This is a genomic window from Candidatus Hydrothermales bacterium (genome assembly GCA_039630235.1).
Lineage (GTDB): Bacteria > Hydrothermota > Hydrothermia > Hydrothermales > JAJRUZ01 > JBCNVI01.
Map to the genome: position 1 here is coordinate 38,987 of JBCNVI010000003.1, position 18,806 is coordinate 57,792.

Here is an 18,806-nt window from a genome sequence, read left to right on the forward strand (position 1 = left end):
AAGGAGGGGAGATGGCACATAAAAAAGGAATGGGATCTTCTAAAAATGGAAGGGACTCAAATGCCAAATATCTCGGTATAAAAAGATGGGAAAATATGTTTGTAAAGTGTGGCGAAGTCCTTGTTAGACAAAGAGGAACAAAGTTTTGGCCTGGTTGGAACGTAAAAAGAGGGGGAGATGACACTCTCTACGCTACAAAAGATGGATACGTAAAATTTGAGAAAAGAAAAAATAGAGTATACGTCTCTGTCTACGAAAAAAGTGAATTACCTCATTGAGAATAACAAAGGTTTTCACAGGAAAAGGAGACGAAGGTTTCTCTTATTACTGGAAAGATAAGAAAAAAAGAAAAGACGATAAAATTTTTGACGCACTCGGAGACCTTGATGAATTAAATTCAATTTTAGGTTTCTGCTATTTTTATAGTAAAGATGATGACGTAAAAGAGGAAGTCGAAAAGATCCAAAGATTAATTTTTATTGCTTCTGCCCAGCTTATAATACCTGAGGAAGAAAAAGGCCCTGTTATTGAAGATAAAATCCTTACTGAATTGGAAGAAAAAATTGAAAAACTTAGTAAAAGTTTAGGTCCACTTAAGGAATTTATCATTCCTTCGGGAACCCTATCTTCTCTTTACTTTCATCTCGCAAGAACCGTTGCAAGAAGAGCAGAAAGGAGTGTAGCCTCTCTTTTAGACGAGCACAAGTCTGCACAGGTTGTCCTTAAATTTTTAAATAGACTCTCAGATTATCTCTTTTTACTTGGTAGGGAAGTAAATAAAAGGGAGGGGGGAATTGAAAGAAATCTACAAGCTTTTAAACCCTAAAAGTGTCGTCCTTATTGGTGCATCAAGAAAGGAAGGAAGTGTAGGATATGTTACCCTAAAAAATCTAATACTCGCGGGTTACAAGGGAACTATTTACGTTGTGAATCCCACAGCTGAAAGTATTTTAGGATATAAATGTTACAAGAAAATTTCAGACTTAGAAGAAGTCCCGGATGTTGCCTGTATTTTAGTACCAGCTGCTTATGTACCTCAGGTTCTAAAGGAAAGTGCAATTAAGGGAATTAAAGTCTCAATCATAATAAGTGCCGGATTTAAAGAATCTGGACCCGAAGGTGAAAAGCTTGAAAAGGAAGTTGAAAAGATATCAAAAGAGTTTGGAATAAGAGTTTTAGGTCCAAATTGTATTGGAGTTATAAATACCGATCCCAATGTGAGATTTACTACAAATTTTGCAAGTGATATGCCAAAAGAAGGAAATATTTCCCTTATATCTCAAAGTGGTGCTATCTGTGTATCTATTCTTGATTTTGCAAAATCAAGAGGAATCGGTTTTTCAAAAGTCATCAGCATGGGCAACCGTGTTGATATAGACGAAGTTGAACTCCTTGAATACCTTGGTGAAGATGAAAAAACAAAAGTAATCTTAATGTATATAGAGGAACTAAAAAGGGGAAGAGAATTTATCGAAGTTGCAAAGAATGTCTCGAAAAAGAAACCAATTTTGGCTCTAAAGGCAGGAGTAAGTCCTGAGGGTGCAAGAGCCGTTTCTTCTCATACTGGATCACTTGCAGGTGAACCAGTTGTCTATAGGGCTGTTTTTAGACAAGCAGGAGTCATAGAAGTTCAATCACCTTTAGAACTTTTTGAGTATGCCTCACTTCTTGCTTCTCAACCTTATCCAAAAGGTAACAGAGTCGGAATAATTACTAACGCAGGTGGTCCAGGAATTGTTGCAACTGACTCTTTGATTGAAAGCGGTTTAGTAGTGAATGAACTCTCAGATTCTACTAAAAACAATATAAGACCATTTGTTTCACCTCATGCATCTTTAAAAAATCCCGTTGATCTTTTAGCTGAGGCTGATGCGGAAAAATTTGAAGTTGCTATTAAGGCCCTTTATAACGACAAAAATATTGATGCGATTTACTTTCTGATGGCACCTCAAAGAATGATAGATATAGAAAAAGTAGCAGAGGTAATTTCAAAGTATGCAAACAAAAAAGAAAAAACTTTTGTTACTGTTTTAATGGGAGTTGTTGATGTTGAAAAGGGAGCTGAGGTCTTAAGAAAAGAGGGTGTCCCCTTCTATAGATTTCCAGATGTGGCTGCAAAGTCTCTCTCTATTATGCTAAGATATTCAAATTTCATAAAAAAAAGAAAAGAAACTTATAAAGATTTTAGTTTTCCTTCAAATTTAAAAGATTTTCTAAAGCCAGAAACAGATACAGGTTTTATTGATCTTGACATATGTTTTAAAGTTCTTGAAGAAGCAGGTTTTAATGTAGTTCCATGGTTTAAAGTAGAAAGTGAGGATGACCTCTTGGAGGGCGCAAAAAAGTTAGGTTTTCCCCTTGTCCTAAAAATAGCATCTGGAGAAGTTGTTCATAAGATGGATGCTGGAGGGGTTATACTTAATATTGAAGATGAGGAAAATCTCTTTAAGGCCTATGAAAGTCTAAAAAGTAGATTTAAGAGAAAAATCAAAAAATTTAAAAAGGCAGTTTTACAAAAAATGGTCAAAGAAAGTCACAAAGAGATAATAATAGGACTAAAGAAAGATGATAGGTTTGGTTATCTTTTACTTTTTGGTTTAGGTGGTATTTTTGTAGAAATCTTTAAGGATGTTACTTTTAGGTTAGTTCCTGTTTCAGTTGAAGAAACTGAGGAAATGTTGAGGGAGATCAAATTTTATCCTCTTCTTAAAGGTTTTAGAGGTGAAAAAGAGTCAGATCTTGAGAAAATAAAGGAGTTTATTTTAAGAGTTTCTTCTTTTGCAGAATTTATGGGAGAAATTAAAGAAATGGATTTAAATCCTATTTTTGTTTTTGAAAAGGGAAAGGGTGCACTTATTGCGGATGCGAGGATAAGAGTTTGACTTTATGTAATTTTAGAAAGTATATCTTATAATAAAAAATAGGGTCTGGGGAAGGGAGGTGGTGGGCGTAGCTCAAGTTGGTTAGAGCACTGGACTGTGGCTCCAGAGGTTGGGGGTTCGAGTCCCCTCGCCCACCCCTTTTTAAAATGCCCCCGTAGCTCAATTGGATAAAGAGCGCCTGGCTTCGGACCAGGAGGTTGCGGGTTCAAGTCCCGCTGGGGGCCCATAAATAAAATTTTAAAATGCAAGTTTACTATTACGATCTTATTATCATCGGATCTGGACTTGCCGGTCTAAGAGCAGCTCTTGAGGCATTGAGAAAATCAGACGATAAAGTAAAAGTAGCCCTAATTTCAAAGGTTCACCTTATGAGATCTCATAGCGTATGCGCCGAAGGAGGAACAGGAGCCGCTCTTAACTACGCAGACGGAGATTCAACATTGCTTCATGCCTGGGACACTGTAAAAGGCTCTGATTTTCTCGCTGACCAAGACGTCGTATTTAGATTCGTTGAAAAAATTATTGAAGAGATATATTTACTTGAACATTGGGGCATTCCATGGTCAAGAAAAAAAGACGGAAGAATTGATCAAAGACCATTTGGAGGCCACTCCTATCCAAGAGCTGTGTTTGCAGAAGATAAAACTGGATTTTTTGAGATGCATACACTTTATAACAGGTTACAAAAATATAATAATTGGGATAGGTTCGATGAATTTTTTGTTACTAAACTTTTAATAAAAGATAAAAGATTCCACGGATGCGTAGCCTATGACATGAAAGGTGGAGAAATGGTAGTATTTTATGGAAAAACTGGTATAATAGCGACAGGAGGCGCAGGAAGAATATACTCCTTTACAACTTTCTCCCACACAGTAACTGGTGATGGACAAGCTCTTGCTTTCAGAGAAGGAATACCACTTAAGGACATGGAATTTATGCAATTTCACCCAACTGGTCTTGTTCCCTCCGGAATTCTCATTACAGAGGGAGCAAGAGGTGAAGGAGGTCACTTGAAAAATAATAAAGGAGAAAGATTTATGGAAAGGTATGCCCCAAAAATGATGGAACTTGCACCTAGAGACATTGTTTCAAGAGCAATGATGAGCGAAATTAGAGAAGGTAGGGGCTTTGAAAGATCTGATGGATTAAATTACTTACATCTTGATCTTACCCACCTTGGTAGGGAGAAGATTTTAGAAAGATTACCTCTTGTTAGAGAAGTAGGGATTAAATATTTAGGTTTAGATATAATAGATAAACCGCTACCTGTGAGACCTGTTCAACATTATAGTATGGGTGGTATACATTGTGACATTGACGGTAAGGTTCACGGTATAGATAATATGTGGGCTGCTGGTGAAGTTGCTTGTACTTCACTTCATGGAGCAAATAGGTTAGGTACTAATTCAACAGCCGAGTGCCTTGTCTGGGGTGCAATTACTGCTCAAAAAGCTCTTGAATTTTTAAAATCAGATGGAGGAGAACCGAAAAAAGTGGATGAAGTTGTAAAAGATGAGGTTGATAGAGTATTTAATAGATTGTTAAATAAAAACGGTAAAGAAAACTTATACGAGATAAGAAGAGAATTGAGGAGAACCATGGATTCAAATGTGGGGGTTTTCAGGGAGAAAAGGGGACTTGAGGAAGCCATTAAGAAAATTAAAGAGCTAAAGGAAAGATTTAAAGATATAAAAATTCACGATAAAAGTAAGATATATAATACTGAGCTTATTAATGCATTAGAACTTGAAAATATGCTAGATGTTTCAGAGGTAGTAGCAATTTCAGCTTTGAAAAGAGAGGAGTCAAGGGGAGCACATGCAAGACTTGATTTTCCAGAGAGAAACGATAAGGATTTTTTAAAACATACGCTAGCTTTTAGAGATGAAAAAGGTGAGGTAAGAATTGAGTATATTCCAGTAACAATCACTTACTGGAAACCAGAAGAAAGAAAATATTAATTGGGGGGTAATTATGATGAAAAAAAACTATAAAGGAATGAAATCTTGGTTTTTTCCAGGTTTTAAGGTAAATATTGAAAGATGGCTTTTTTCTTTCCATAGATTAACTGGAATTATACTTGTTTTTTATCTATGTCTCCATATTATAGTCGTGGGATCAAGAGCCTATGGCAAAGATGCTTGGATAAGAACGATGAAAATTGTAGGAGTAATGGGCGAGGGTTTCTATCGCAACCTTGTTCATTTTTTTGAATATTTACTTGTTCTTGCCGTTGGTTTTCACGCGCTAAATGGGTTAAGACTACTTATAACAGAGTTTGGATTTTTACTTGGAAAACCGAGAAGGCCTGAGTATCCCTATGTTGCTCTCTCCTTGAAAGGCCCCCGAGCCTTTCTCTATTTTTTAATGATTTGTTTTTTTGTGTATCTGATATTAGGATTTAAAGAGTTTTTTATTTTTAAGTAGGGGGTTAAAATGAGGGAGAAATATTGGGTCCTTCACTATTTATCAGGGGCTTTCCTCTTTTTTTTGCTTTTAAGTCACATATTAATTATGCACTTTTATAAAATTTTAGAGAGATTGGGATTTTACCAGAATCCTCTTGATTGGGAAAAAGTAGTAGAAAGGGCTAGTAATGTGACACTTACTTTTATTTATATTCTTTTTTTGATGTTTGCCCTTTTTCATGGATTTTACGGTTTAAAAAATATACTTTCAGAAACAGGTTTTGGAAAAAAATATAAAAAACACATTGTTATATTTCTTTGGTTTTTAGGTTTAATTTTGTTCTTTTATGGAACTTTTACAACAGTTAAGGCAGGAGGAATAAGGTGAAAATCAAGGTAGCTATTAAAAGGTACGTTCCCGAAATTAATAAAGAAGGTTTTGAAATTTTTGAAATAGATTATGAGGAGGGAATGACTGTTCTTGATGCTCTTCTTAAAATTAAAGAAAATTTTGATTCAACACTTGCATTTCGCTACTCCTGTAGGATGGGTATATGCGGATCCTGTGGCATGATTATAAACGATAAGCCTGATCTTGCATGCCATACACAAGTTAAAGAGGTGGCTAAAAAGGGTGTTATAAAAGTTGAACCAATCCCAAATTTATTATTAATTAAAGATCTTGTCCCTGATTTCACCAGTATCTTTGAAAATTATAAAAAAATTAAGCCTTATTTAATAAGAAAGGATGAAAAAGAACAAGAAAATCCAACAAGAGAATACACTCAAACTCCGGATGAGCTTTTAGAATACTTACAGTTTAGTTACTGTATACAATGCGGTCTTTGTATATCCTCCTGTCCTGTATCTTCCTCTGATGAGTTTTTCTTTCAACCCCTTGTTTTGGCACAAGCTTATAGGTTTTCAGCAGACAAAAGGGATGAAGGAGTTTTGGAGAGGTTAAATGCTGTAACTAAAGATCACGGAGTTTTTAACTGTCATTTTGCCGGTGGGTGCTCAATGGCATGTCCTAAGGGTGTTGATCCTGCTTTAGCAATTCAAATGCTCAAGAGACTTGTTCTTAAGAAATCTCTTGGGCTTTTAAAAGAGAGAAAAGGTAGAGAAGTTGTCCCACCGTATCCAGAGGGGCCTAACAGGGACAAGATTCCAAAAGCTCCCCCGAAAACTGTAGAGTAAGAGGTTCTATGCTTTTACTTTTCCTATTTAGTCTTGCCTTTTCTGAGGGAGAAGAACTTGTATTTCATGTTTTCTATGGTTTTATGGGTGCAGGTATTGCCTATTTGAGAGTTTTAAGGCAGGATTCCCTATATCATTTTCAAGCTCAAGGTCATACCAACAAATTTTTTTCTCTTATTTTTTATGTAAACGATAGAATAGATACTTATACTGATAAAAATTTTTTACCCATAAGACAAGAGAAAGACTTACATGAAGGAACATGGAAGAAAAAAATGTGGTATAAGTTTGATTATGACAGTTTAAAAGTTTACGATTCGGATGGTAAAATAAGTAAACTTGAGAAAGGAGCATTTGATGTTTTATCAATTTTTTATAAATTAAGAAACGAAGAATTTAAAGTAGGGGATACATTAGATCTTTTACTTTTTGCGGACAGAAAAATTTATAAAATTTATGCCTTAGTTGAGAAAAAGGATACACTTAATACTTCACTTGGAAAGAGAGAAGCTTATAAAGTAGTTCTGATAATGGAAAAATCTGGTGAATATAGGGGAAAATCTGGTTTGGAAGCAATTTTTGGTGGAAAGGGAGGTTTAGAGATCTGGGTCTCTAATGACGAGAAAAAGGTACCACTTTACATTTCTACAAAAGTTTGGTTTGGTTCTATAAGAGCAATCTTAAAAGAAATGAGGAACAGGAAAAGAAATGATAATTAATGAATTTTACGTTGAATCCTTTTTAAATAAGATCCTATTTTACTATAAAATAGACGAGATTTTATACACAGGATTTACTAAATACCAAAAAGTTGATATTGTAAGGCTTGCAATTTTTGGAAAAACTGTTTTTCTTGATGAAAAGATTCAAAGCTCAGAGTGTGACGAGTTTATATTTCATGAAGCCCTTGTGCATCCTGCCCTGTTTTTACATAATAATCCTGAGTATGTGTATTTGGCGGGTGGAGGAGAGGGTGCAACTTTGAGAGAAATCTTAAAACATGAGGGGGTTAAAAAAGTTAGAATGTGTGACCTAGATGAAGAGTTCGTAAACCTCTCTAAAATTTATCTTCCTGAGTGGCATAAAAACTCCTTTTACGATAGTAGAGTAGAGCTTATTTTCTGTGATGCAAGAAAGGATGTTGAAGCACTTGGAGATGATACAATCGATGTTTACATTTCTGATCTTACTGAACCAATTGAAGGTGGTCCATCGACACTTTTATTCACTAAGGAGTTCTTTGAGATTTTGTATCGTAAACTGAGAGAAGGAGGAATATGTGCTTTTCAAGCTGGATCTACCGTCATTTATTATAATAGCTTTATCATTTCTCTTTTTAAAACCTTAAAAACTATTTTCCCCTCTGTTTTTGTTTACGAGGTCTTTGTTCCCTCATTTAATATGTCTTGGGGATTTGTTATTTCCTTAAAAGAAATTTTAAATATGGAGGAAATTTTCAAAAGATTTGACAAAAGGAGAGAAGATAAGGTTTTTAAGACGTGTAGGTTCTTAAATTCTGAATATATTAAAAAAATTTTTAGTTTACCTAGTTATTTGGAATCTTCTTTGAGAGAAAGTGGTAGAATTATAACAGATAAAGACCCATTTATTTGGGAGAAAAGTGTTTAAGTATTACTTTTTAACGAAGGGGTACGGGGTTGGTGATAAGAAACTTTTATCATTTGATAGGGCTTTAATAAGTGCTAAAATAGGCAATTTTAATCTTGTTAAAGTTTCAAGCATATTACCACCTGGAGTTAAAAGGTCAAGAAAAATACATTTACCTTTTTCTTCAATCCTTCATATTGCTTATGGATATTTAATTTCCGATAAAAAAGGAGAAACTATTTCAGCTGTATGTGGTGTAGCTATTCCTCAGAAAGAAGAGGAAATAGGTTTAATAATGGAGTGGAGTTCTTACGGAGAAAAATTTAAGGGTATAGAGGAGGTAAAAAGTATGCTTGAAAAATCGATGTCAGATAGAAATATAAAAATAAAAAAAATTGAGATTGTTTCAATTGAAAAAAAAGTAAAGGAGTATACGTGTGTTTTTGCTGGTTGCGCAATATTTTAATTAGATTAGTTATAATAAAAATGTTTAATAAAGGGTTCAAATTCCCTTTAAAAAGAATGGAGTTAGTAAGTTGAGAAAAACAAAAGGTCTCTCTTATTTTACTTCAGAGTCTGTAACAGAGGGTCATCCAGATAAACTTTGTGATCAGGTTTCTGATGCGATCCTTGATGCTATAATTGAAAAAGATCCTGATGCAAGAGTAGCCTGTGAGGCTATGACAACAAGGGGAATATTCATTATTGCTGGAGAGATAACAACTGAGTGTTATGTAGAGATACCAGATATTGTGAGAGAAACTATAAGAGAAGCTGGATATACTAATCCTGCCTACGGGCTTGATTATGAAACAGTGGCTGTTTTAACAGCAATTCAATCTCAGGCCCCAGACATTGCCATGGGTGTAGATATAGGAGGAGCAGGTGACCAAGGAATGATGTTCGGATTTGCCATAAGAGAAACTGAAGAACTAATGCCTCTTCCCATAATGCTCTCCCATAAACTTGTTAAAAGACTTGCAGACGTGAGGAAAAATGGAACCTTGCCCTATTTAAGACCAGATGGAAAATCTCAAATAACTGTTAGGTATGTTGACGGTAAACCCGACAAAGTTACTGCAATAGTACTTTCTGCTCAACATGATCCTGATATTTCTATAAAAGAGTTAAGAGAAGACTTACTAGAAGTTGTTATAGAAAAGGTTATTCCAAGGGAGATGATGGATGATAATGTTAAGATTTTTATAAATCCCACAGGAAGATTTGTGATAGGGGGGCCTCAAGCTGATACTGGATTAACAGGAAGAAAAATTATGGTAGATACTTACGGTGGTTATGCACGACATGGTGGTGGCTGTTTTTCTGGAAAAGATCCTACAAAAGTTGATAGGTCAGCTACATACATGGCAAGATATCTTGCTAAAAACATAGTTGCCTCTGGTATAGCTGACATTTGTGAAGTACAACTTGCTTATGCAATTGGAGTCCCAGAGCCTGTTGCAGTTTATGTAAATACATACGATACCGGTAAAGTTCCTGAGGAAAGAATTATTAAATTTATAAAAGAGAGATTTGATCTAACCCCAAGAGGAATAATTAACTTTCTAGATCTTAGAAGACCCATATTTAAAAGGACAGCCTGTTATGGCCATTTTGGTAGAGAAGAGGAGGGTTTTACCTGGGAGAGATTGGATAGTAAAGAAGAATTTAAAGAATTGTTGTAATTGTTTTGATACAAACATTATTATGTATTGTATAAAAGGAGGTAGAGTAGGTGGTGGTTACTCTTAACACTTAGTATAGGCGATTTAATAAGGTTTGAGCTAAAGGACATCACTCAAGAGTTTGAAATTGATACGTTTATAACAAGGAGAATTGCTCATACTGCTCTTCAAAGATTTCTTGATATTACGTATAATTATGTTGATCGGGAGTTTCTTATTGTTTGGGCAGATGCAAGATCTGGACAGTATGAAATTTATGGAACCATAATAAATGAAAGAGGAAAAGAAAAAATTAGAGGGGGTTTTAAGATATCACCTGGAAGAGGAGATTTTCCCTCCTGTGCTTTTGATGGAGAAAACTACTTAGTTGTTTATATAGATTACAGATTTGATGCTAATGGTGATGTATACGCTGTCAGAGTAAAAAGAGATGGGAGTATAATCGATAATAATGGTATATTAATAAACTACGGAATTTCATTTCTAGATAGAACTGATGTTGCTTTCACTAATGGGTATTATCTTGCAGTTTGGGATGAAGCAGATGCATCAATTAGAGGAGCAAGAATCCTACCTAATGGAAATGTGTTAGATCCTGGCTCTATTTTAATAATTGATGCAGCAAATGCCCAATATGGAGCAAGCGTTGATGGAGATGGAACACGATTTCTAATTGCTTGGCAGGATTATAGAAATGGTGCAAACTGGGATTTATATGCTACCTTTTTAGATCCGGTAACAGGTTCTCTATCTCATCCTTCGGGTTTTCCCATTATGGCAACAGGTTCGCACTCTGTATGGCCAAAGGTTACCTTTCATCCAGTTTTAAATAGATACGGAGTTGCCTTTATGGATAATACCCCTGGTTACTATCAGATTTATGGATGTATAATTAGAAGGGATGCTACTATTGCTCTAGCTCCAAAAAGAATAACAACAACTACCACTAATGATCAATTTGGGTTTCTTGTTCCTCTATATAATAAAAACTTTTTGCTTGCTGTTACTCAGGGTTATAGTATAAGCGCTTCCGGTGAAGTATACGTAGGAATTACTGACTCCCTCTTGAATATGCTTGGTATCCAGGTTTTAACCTCAACTACGTATAATGAGGGGTATGAAAACTATACTTTACCTTTTGCTACTACTTTAGATTCTGTAATAATTATAGGTTACAATGTTTATCATTCAGGAAATTACCAAGAAGTTGGCATTGCTAAAATTTTACCAACTTTAACAGTACGTTTTACCGATTTTTACATGGGGTGGCAAGCACCAAGTCAATCTGGAATAAGAGCTGCAAGAGCAGGAGATAGGCTTATAGTTGTTTATTCACAAGTCGGTCCAGCTGGAAATTTGGATATATATGGTCGTATTTACAGTTTTTCAGGATTGCCTTTAACAGGACCTTTTGTAATCTCGAGCGCTGCACACGATCAAAGGAATCCAGTTGTCACTTACAATCCAGTCACAGACAACTTTGTTTGTGTTTGGGAAGATTATAGAAACGGTAACTGGGATATATACGGTACTAGAATTTCTCCATCTGGTGTTGTAATTGATCCAGCTGGTTTTTCAGTTGTTGCCTTTACACAGGACCAATTGAGACCATCTATAGCTGTAAGTTCCTTAGATGGTAATTTCTTTGTTTCATGGTCCGATTATAGAGCTGGTTGGTGGGATCTGTATGGAAAACTTTTTAGTTCAACTGGATCTCCTTTAACTGGTGATCTGATTCTCTCAAATGCAGGTGGAACTCAAGATTATTCAACAGTCACATTTATTCCTGCCTATAATAGATACTTTATAATCTATGAAACTGATCAAAATGGAAGATGGGATCTTTACTTTAATGCTGTAAGTGGAGCTGGATCTGTTCTATACGGTTCTGGTGGTTCACCTCTTTTCACGTTGTATTCTCAAAAAAGGTTTCCTTCTTCTATTTTTAATGGCATAAATATAGTTTTGACTTGGAGTGATTATAGAAGTGGTAACTGGGATATATATGCAGCAAGAGTTTCACCATTTGGCGCCTTACTCGATGGAGATGGAATTCCAGTTTCAAGAGGTTCTTGGCAAGAGGCTGTTTCAACTGTTGTTAATTTAGGTGATCATCTACTTATTATTTGGCAGGATTCTAGAAGCGGTAGAATGGATATATATGGAAAAATTCTTGATTTTACTTTAAACCAACTCCCTGAAGAATATTTACTCTCTAATCTAAGAGTTAATGGTTTTATATTTTCACCTAATGATTATCCAATACAGATTGCTAATTTGGTACCTTTGACTGACTCAACTTTCGCACTTGTATATGAGAGATTTAAAACTTCACCTTACAATAATAAAAGAGCTCACATAATTCTTTTTAGGGATAATTCACCCTCCTTTTCAATTTTACCTTTCGCTGATACTTTTCTATACACAAATCAAGTTGCAAACATAAGGTGGACAACAAGGGGTTTGATAGAGAGAGTTTCTCTTTTATATTCCCCTGATAACTGTCAAAATTTCTTCTATTTAAAAAGTGATACTTTAAATACTGGTAATTTTAATTATATTGTTCCTCAAACTCCAACCAGAAATTTCTTCCTAAAGCTTGAAAGTAGAGGAATGTGGAATATCTTTAGGATATCAAGGAGATTATATGTCTCAGATAAGATAGATATTACTTATCCTAACTCTCTATCTGATACCTTACAAATTGGAAATTCTTACATTATAAAATGGAAAAAGAGTGGTATAGGTGGATTCGTAAAAATAGAGATTTCCTATGATGGAGGATCAACATTTTCAATTATTGAGAGTGCTTGTCCAGATACAGGTGAATACCTTTGGAACTGCCAAGGAATCCCAACAAATAACGCTGTTTTAAGAATCACTCATAATGAATTTATGCAAAATAGAGATGTTTCAGGTAAGTTTGTAATAAAAGGTATTCAACCTCCTTCTCCTTATATACAAGTATTGAATCCAAATACAAGGATAACAAAATATGTTGGTGATACTCTTAATATAAGGTGGAGTTATGCAAATGTAAACAATTTTAGAATACTTTTAACTCCTGATAGTTCATTAAGTTATGTAGTGATTAGTCCTTCAATATCAGGTACGAGTAATTACGTATGGACTGTTTCTAATTATGAGACCCCCTTTGCTAAAATTAGAGTTGAAAATCTTAATGATCCTTTAATTTATGATGAAAGTGACGATTACTTTATAATAAAGCAGCCGATTTTAATCACTTCACCCTCTACCGGTGATACCTTTTTAGGTGGAAGTAACCTGAATATCACTTGGAGTATTTTAGAACCTCGACTTGTTGATACTGTAGATATTTTTATCTCTTACGATGGAGGTAAAAATTTCCTGTTAATAGGGAATGATATTGAAGCTTCACAATCTTCCTTTAGTTTCCTATTACCTAATCAAAACTATGATTCCTGTAAAATTAAAATAGTACACCATAAAAGAGAATGGTTAATCAAAAAGGAAAGCGAAGGTTATTTTAAAATTATTGCGGCTTTAAATGTATCTGAAAAAGATGCTAAAGAGCTCTTTATAAACTGCACCTATGATAAAGACTTTATACTCCTTTACCTTGACTCAGATAGAAAACTCTCTTTTGAGATTTATGACACTGGTGGAAGGAAAGTGTTAAAAGGCTCACGATTATTTGAAAAAGGTGAAAATAAGATTGATCTAAAAGGTTTGAGACAAGGTTTATATATCCTTAAAGTTTATCATGGAAAAGATCAAATTTATGAATCTAAATTTATTAAAGTTAATTAAAGGAATTTTATAAGGGGTTAGGGCAAAGGATATAAAACTACAAGGTATAAGAAATAAAAGTAAGTAGAAAATATTAAGGAATCTACTCTGTCAAGAAAGCCGCCGTGACCCGGTAAAAAGTTTGAAGAATCCTTAACACCCATTTCTCTTTTAAACATTGATTCCCATAAGTCTCCCGCAAGCGCCGATAAAGAAATAAAAGTCGCGGGTATTAATCTTTTAAGTAAGTTTTCTCTTAGTAAAATAGCAAAAATTATAGAAAAAACTAAGGTTGAAAAAAATCCACCTATTAAACCCTCTATAGTTTTACCTGGCGATACTCTTTCCCATAGTTTTCTTTTACCAAAATATATACCAGTAAAGTAAGAAAAAGAATCAAAAACCCACACAGATCCAAAAAGAAAAAATATTTCTTTAATTCCGTATATTACCTTTAACTGAAAAATTAGATAAGACGGTATTACTAAATAAAAAACTGAAACTAAGGCACAGGATACAAAGTTTAAACCCTTTCTTTTTTCTGCGTAAACTAGAGAGATTATGAAAAATATGAAGATTAAAGAGAAAGTTAAGAGAATTCTAATATTTGGGAGCAAAATCAATAGGGGAAAAAAGATTAGATTTAGTATAAGAATAAGATGAGGTTTAATTATAAACTCAGCTCTTTTAAGAATGCTTAAAAATTCGAAAAGAGAGAAAAAGAGAAATATGTACAAAAGAATAAAAAAAGTAAAGTTACCTAAGAGTGTTAGGGCTAAAGTTAGAGCAATACTGATGACAGCCGTCAGTAATCTAAGGGATAACTTCTCCAAATCTTCTTACTCTTTTTGAGTATTCTTCAATTGCATTTAAAAAATCTTCTCTTCTAAATTCAGGCCAATTCTTCTTCGTAAAATAAAGTTCAGTATAAGAAAGCTGAAAAAGAAAAAAGTTAGAAATTCTCATTTCTCCACTTGTTCTAATCAGAAGATCTGGATCAGGAATATCCGGTATATAAAGATACTTTCTGAAATCTTCCTCATTTATCTCCTTTTTTCCATTTTTTAAAATTTTATTCACCGCATCTATAACTTCTCTTTTTCCACCATAGTTTATCGCAAGAATAAGAACCATATCTTTATTTTCCTTAGTTTTTTCAATTACTTCCTCAATGACTTTTTTTGTACTTTCGGGTAACTCATCTATTCTTCCCATCACCATTACTCTTATTCCGTTTTCAATAAGATTCTTAAGTTCTTTTCTTGCAACAGACTCAAGTAAATTAAAGAGTCCCTTAATTTCTTCTTCTGATCTTTTCCAATTTTCTGTTGAAAAGGTAAAAAGTGTGAGGTATTTTATCCCAAGTTCTCTTGCTGCTTTTATTATCTCTCTTACTGATTCTACTCCTTCTTTATGTCCAAGAAGTCGCGGTAAATTTCTTTCTTTTGCCCATCTTCCGTTCCCATCCATTACAATTGCCACATGTTCCGGGATTTTCATTCTTCCATTATTTCCCTTTCTTTAATCTTAATTATTTCCTCTATTTCTCCTATCTTTTTCTCCGTTAAACTTTCAATCCTTTTTTTCAAAATTTCTGCTTCATCTTCTGATATTTCCCCATTTTCCTTTTTTTGTTTTATTTTCTCCATTAGATCTCTTCTTATATTTCTTAAGGCAATTTTTGATTCCTCACCAAATTTTTTAACAAGTTTAACAAGTTCTTTTCTTCTTTCTTCTGATAAAGGAGGAATTGGAATTTTTATTATACCACCTTCAACCTTTGGGGTAAGACCTATTCCACTTTTAAGTATTGCCTTTTCAATCTCTGATACAATATTTTTGTCGTAGGGCTTTATTACAATCATCTTAGGTTCAGGAACACCTATTCCTGCAATCTGAATAATCGGAATCTCTTGACCATAATAATTAACTTTTATGCTCTCTAATATATGGGGTGAAGCCCTTCCTGTTCTTAACTTTTTCAGCTCCTCCTTTAAAGTATTTATACTTTTCTGCATCCGATTTTCACCGTCCTTTATTATTTCTTCCATTTTGATCTAATTTTTAAAAGGGACTTGAACCTTCCATTCATTTTATCAAAAATATCCCCCTATTTCAACTGAAATAAACTTCAAAAATAGGATCACATGACTTTGTGTTTTTTAATTTATCTATTCCTTCTCTACATAAGCCTATCTTCTCTGTGAAATTTTTTGCTTCTTCCATAAGCTCTTCTAATATCTCTCTTCTATAACTATAACTTAAGTACTTGTAACCTCTTAATGCTTTCTCTTTCCACGGAAAATTTTCAATACTAGGGAAAATCTTCTTAATCCTTAAAAAATTGTCAGGCTTTGCCTTATAAGTTGAAAAAACCACCATAAATATACCTTCTAAATCTCTTAAAATATTTCTGACAACTTCTCTCTTGTCATTATATAAAGGTATAATAGGATCAATTCTTATGCATACTTTGACTTTTTCCCTTAAGAGTTTTTTCGCTGCTTCTATCCTTTCACTCACTGGGGGAGCATTTGGTTCAACTTTTCTTGCAGCTTCGTCAGAATAATGGGTTATAGTGAAAGAAACAGTGGCATCTAATTCTTTTATTATATCAATATCTCTTAGTACTAGCGGTGATTTGGTTATTATTGAAACTTTAAAATCTCTCTCACGTAAAAGCAAAAGTGTTTTTCTTGTTAAAAGCATAAAACTTTCTATTTTAGGATAAGGATCAGATGATGAAGATAAATTTACTGGATGCTTTTCTTTTATTTTTTCAATTTCTCTTTTTAAATTTTCTATCAAATTTTGCTTAGGTCTTATTTCAAATCCATCTTTTATGTAGCTTGTTATATAGCAGTAAGAGCACTTATGATTACAACCTGTATAAGGATTTATTGTATATTTCCTCTCACAGCTACATAAAGTTTTACTTTTGAAGGGATCAAAAAAGTTAAAATATTTCATAACTCAGTTTTAAGAATTTTATAATACCTTTTAAGTTTTGTAATGACCCTTTTATGAACTATCTCAGGCTTTTTATTGAAAAGAACTTTTATAGCTTCGTCAATATTTTTAATTGCAATAAGTTTTAATACTCTTTTTTTGATCAAATCAAAAACCTCATCTTGAAGACATAGATTTTTTAAATTAGACTCAGGGAAAAGGATATTAAAAGTACCTTTATAGTCAATGTATCTAAGAGCCTTTGCAATTCCTTCAATTTTCTCATTTATCCCACCTATCGCTTGTATCTCTCCAAATTGGTTAATTGAACCAGTTATTGCACAGTTTTGACGTATTGGGAGTTCTGAAAGAGAAGATATTATTGCTACAAGCTCAGCAGCTTGTGCACTATCTCCCTCAACTCCAACATATGTCTGTTCAAAGACAATTCTTGCAGTCATATATATAGGTATTTTCTGCCCGTACTTATACCCTAAGTAACCACAGAGTATCTGTGTTCCCTTGGTATGAATGGGTCCTGATAATTCTGCCTCTCTTTCAATATCTATAACTCCCTCTTTACCTGCAAAGCAGGTAGCTGTAATTTTAACTGGCCTACCAAAGCTTATTTCTCCGTAACTTAAAACTGTAAGTCCATTAACCGTGCCTATTTTTTCTCCCTCGAAATTAATTGATATTACTCCATTTTTAATCCACTCAAAATAGGTTTCTTCTATTTCACTTTCTTTAAATCTATTTTTTAAAACTTCTATTACGTGACTCTTTTCTATTTTTGTTTTATTTTCTTTTCTGGCAAAAAAATCAGCTTCTCGTAGAAGATCACATATTGCACCAAAGTTAGTCGAAAGTTTACTTTGATCACCAGCTAATCTCGATGAGTACCACACTATTTTCTTTAAGGCTTTTCTGTCGGGATATAAAAGATTTTCTTTATCACAGAATGTCTTTATAAATCTCATATAGTCATTTAGATTTTCTCTGTTTAAATCCATTGAAGACTTAAACTCCACATGGACTTTAAAGAGTTCGTTAAAGTCTGGATCGTTCTCTTTCAAATTAAAGAAAGTAGAGGATGAACCTATAAGAATTACTTTTCCATTAAAAGGTATTGATTCAGGTTTTATTGTTTTTGTTGTGTGGATGTTTTCTTCTTCAGATACATTTTCTATGAGGATTTTACCTGATTTTAATGTCCACTTTAAGAATGTATAGGCAGGTTCAATTTTTAATAACTCTTCGGCAGGTATTATTAGAAAGCCACCGTTAGCTTTGTGGAAGGCACCAGGTATTATGCCCGAAAAATCTAGTGTAGGATTTTCAAGAGTTCTTTCTATTCTACCTATTAACCTTGAAAGTGTTGGGTGAGTCTCAAGGATAATTGGTGCTCCTCTTAAATTAGAGTTATCTATAAATAAGTGTACTTTGTATTTTTCTATAAAATAGTGGTAAGCCTCTTCTGGTTTAGATGTAATATAGTCAATATTTTCCAGTATATCTTGAACTGAATTAAGGATAAATTTTACAATTTCCCTATTATTTAGATATTTTCCGATAAGTGGGGGAAAAATTGATGAAAGCGTTTTTGCCCCAAAATTTGATAGTAAATCTCTTATTTTAATTTTGAAATTTAGATTAAGATTTTCTATTTCGCTTAAAACTCTATTTAATTCTTTTCTTATTTCACCGACTTTCCTATCAAACTCTTCTGGTGTTAATATTTTTCCCCTTGTAGTTAAGGGTAAAAAGTCAAAACCGTCCCCTTTCTGTTTTATAAAAATTCCAAGTTCAGTTGCTTTTTTTCTTAAGTTACCTAAAAGACTTTCTCGCTGAATGTTAAAATTTTCTATAATTTTTTCCTTTTCCTCCTTGAATTCTTTAATTTTTGTTATTGCTATCACCTCATCGAGACTTTCCCTTATTGTATCTTCCATATCCTTTTTAAACTTTTTGCCTTGTCCAGTTTCAAGAAATATAGCTTTAGGTGAGTAAGGATTCTCGTGAGAATACACATAAATAACATCAGCTGGAGGCGGCATTTTTTCTGCTACTTTTGAAACATACTCAAGTACCATACTTGTTCTTCCACTTCCAGGCTTACCCGATACAAAAATATGATGCGATTTTGAGCTTATCTTTAGTCCAAACTCCATACTCCTTACTGCCTCTTTCTGTCCTATAAATCCCTCAAGTGGCAGAAGTTTACTTATACTTTTCCTTGGAATATCGATTTTTTCTATAAAATTTAAGTCTTTTATTTTAGGAACTCTCATATAATTTTATTT

General features: G+C 33.7%; 17 protein-coding genes and 2 tRNA genes. 14 read left to right on the forward strand and 5 right to left on the reverse strand.

The features are described from left to right. Nucleotides 1-11 precede the first annotated feature (11 nt). The 14 genes from rpmA (at nt 12) to ABDH49_04205 (ending at nt 13,575) form a co-directional block, all read left to right on the forward strand. A complete protein-coding gene (gene rpmA / locus ABDH49_04140) occupies nt 12-278 on the forward strand; it encodes a 50S ribosomal protein L27 (protein MEN3046157.1) in 267 nt (88 codons plus the stop codon). Further along, nucleotides 275-826, forward strand: coding sequence for a cob(I)yrinic acid a,c-diamide adenosyltransferase (locus ABDH49_04145; GenBank protein MEN3046158.1), 552 nt, complete (start codon nt 275-277; stop codon nt 824-826). The genes rpmA and ABDH49_04145 overlap by 4 nt, the downstream gene beginning before the upstream one ends. Beyond that, on the forward strand, nt 795-2,882 hold the full coding sequence (locus ABDH49_04150) for an acetate--CoA ligase family protein (GenBank protein MEN3046159.1): 2,088 nt from the start codon (nt 795-797) through the stop codon (nt 2,880-2,882). The genes ABDH49_04145 and ABDH49_04150 overlap by 32 nt, the downstream gene beginning before the upstream one ends. A 61-nt stretch (nt 2,883-2,943) precedes the next feature. Continuing rightward, a tRNA-His gene (locus ABDH49_04155) sits at nt 2,944-3,018 on the forward strand. A 12-nt stretch (nt 3,019-3,030) separates the two neighbouring features. Further along, nucleotides 3,031-3,106: transfer RNA gene (locus ABDH49_04160), tRNA-Arg, on the forward strand. A gap of 18 nt (nt 3,107-3,124) precedes the next feature. Beyond that, nucleotides 3,125-4,846: a succinate dehydrogenase/fumarate reductase flavoprotein subunit gene (locus tag ABDH49_04165; GenBank protein ID MEN3046160.1), complete on the forward strand. Its 1,722-nt coding sequence runs from the start codon at nt 3,125-3,127 to the stop codon at nt 4,844-4,846. 13 nt (nt 4,847-4,859) lie between these two features. Then, nucleotides 4,860-5,312 (forward strand): hypothetical protein, encoded by a 453-nt coding sequence (locus ABDH49_04170; GenBank protein ID MEN3046161.1) that lies wholly within the window; start codon nt 4,860-4,862, stop codon nt 5,310-5,312. Nucleotides 5,313-5,321: 9 nt separating this feature from the next. Then, nucleotides 5,322-5,681 (forward strand): hypothetical protein, encoded by a 360-nt coding sequence (locus tag ABDH49_04175; protein ID MEN3046162.1) that lies wholly within the window; start codon nt 5,322-5,324, stop codon nt 5,679-5,681. After that, nucleotides 5,678-6,490, forward strand: coding sequence for a succinate dehydrogenase iron-sulfur subunit (locus ABDH49_04180; protein MEN3046163.1), 813 nt, complete (start codon nt 5,678-5,680; stop codon nt 6,488-6,490). The genes ABDH49_04175 and ABDH49_04180 overlap by 4 nt, the downstream gene beginning before the upstream one ends. An 8-nt stretch (nt 6,491-6,498) precedes the next feature. After that, on the forward strand, nt 6,499-7,209 hold the full coding sequence (locus tag ABDH49_04185; protein ID MEN3046164.1) for a DUF3108 domain-containing protein: 711 nt from the start codon (nt 6,499-6,501) through the stop codon (nt 7,207-7,209). Beyond that, complete coding sequence (locus ABDH49_04190) at nt 7,199-8,119, forward strand: spermidine synthase (protein ID MEN3046165.1); 921 nt, start codon at nt 7,199-7,201, stop codon at nt 8,117-8,119. Before ABDH49_04185 ends, ABDH49_04190 begins: the two co-directional genes overlap by 11 nt. Continuing rightward, on the forward strand, nt 8,112-8,564 hold the full coding sequence (locus ABDH49_04195) for an arginine decarboxylase, pyruvoyl-dependent (protein ID MEN3046166.1): 453 nt from the start codon (nt 8,112-8,114) through the stop codon (nt 8,562-8,564). Before ABDH49_04190 ends, ABDH49_04195 begins: the two co-directional genes overlap by 8 nt. Nucleotides 8,565-8,634: 70 nt before the next feature. Then, a complete protein-coding gene (metK, locus tag ABDH49_04200) occupies nt 8,635-9,783 on the forward strand; it encodes a methionine adenosyltransferase (protein ID MEN3046167.1) in 1,149 nt (382 codons plus the stop codon). Nucleotides 9,784-10,368: 585 nt separating this feature from the next. Continuing rightward, on the forward strand, nt 10,369-13,575 hold the full coding sequence (locus tag ABDH49_04205) for a T9SS type A sorting domain-containing protein (GenBank protein MEN3046168.1): 3,207 nt from the start codon (nt 10,369-10,371) through the stop codon (nt 13,573-13,575). Nucleotides 13,576-13,592: 17 nt separating this feature from the next. On the opposite strand, the gene ABDH49_04210 is transcribed toward ABDH49_04205, so the two are convergent. The 5 genes from ABDH49_04210 to ABDH49_04230 all read right to left on the reverse strand — a co-directional run bounded on the left by ABDH49_04210 (nt 13,593) and on the right by ABDH49_04230 (nt 18,794). Further along, complete coding sequence (locus ABDH49_04210) at nt 13,593-14,387, reverse strand: phosphatidate cytidylyltransferase (GenBank protein MEN3046169.1); 795 nt, start codon at nt 14,385-14,387, stop codon at nt 13,593-13,595. Beyond that, nucleotides 14,368-15,054, reverse strand: a complete 687-nt coding sequence (locus tag ABDH49_04215) for an isoprenyl transferase (GenBank protein ID MEN3046170.1) — start codon at nt 15,052-15,054, stop codon at nt 14,368-14,370. The genes ABDH49_04210 and ABDH49_04215 overlap by 20 nt, the downstream gene beginning before the upstream one ends. Beyond that, nucleotides 15,051-15,605 (reverse strand): ribosome recycling factor, encoded by a 555-nt coding sequence (frr, locus tag ABDH49_04220; protein ID MEN3046171.1) that lies wholly within the window; start codon nt 15,603-15,605, stop codon nt 15,051-15,053. The genes ABDH49_04215 and frr overlap by 4 nt, the downstream gene beginning before the upstream one ends. Before the next feature lie 64 nt (nt 15,606-15,669). Beyond that, on the reverse strand, nt 15,670-16,524 hold the full coding sequence (locus ABDH49_04225; protein ID MEN3046172.1) for a spore photoproduct lyase family protein: 855 nt from the start codon (nt 16,522-16,524) through the stop codon (nt 15,670-15,672). Next, nucleotides 16,521-18,794 (reverse strand): AAA family ATPase, encoded by a 2,274-nt coding sequence (locus ABDH49_04230; GenBank protein MEN3046173.1) that lies wholly within the window; start codon nt 18,792-18,794, stop codon nt 16,521-16,523. The genes ABDH49_04225 and ABDH49_04230 overlap by 4 nt, the downstream gene beginning before the upstream one ends. Nucleotides 18,795-18,806 lie beyond the last annotated feature (12 nt).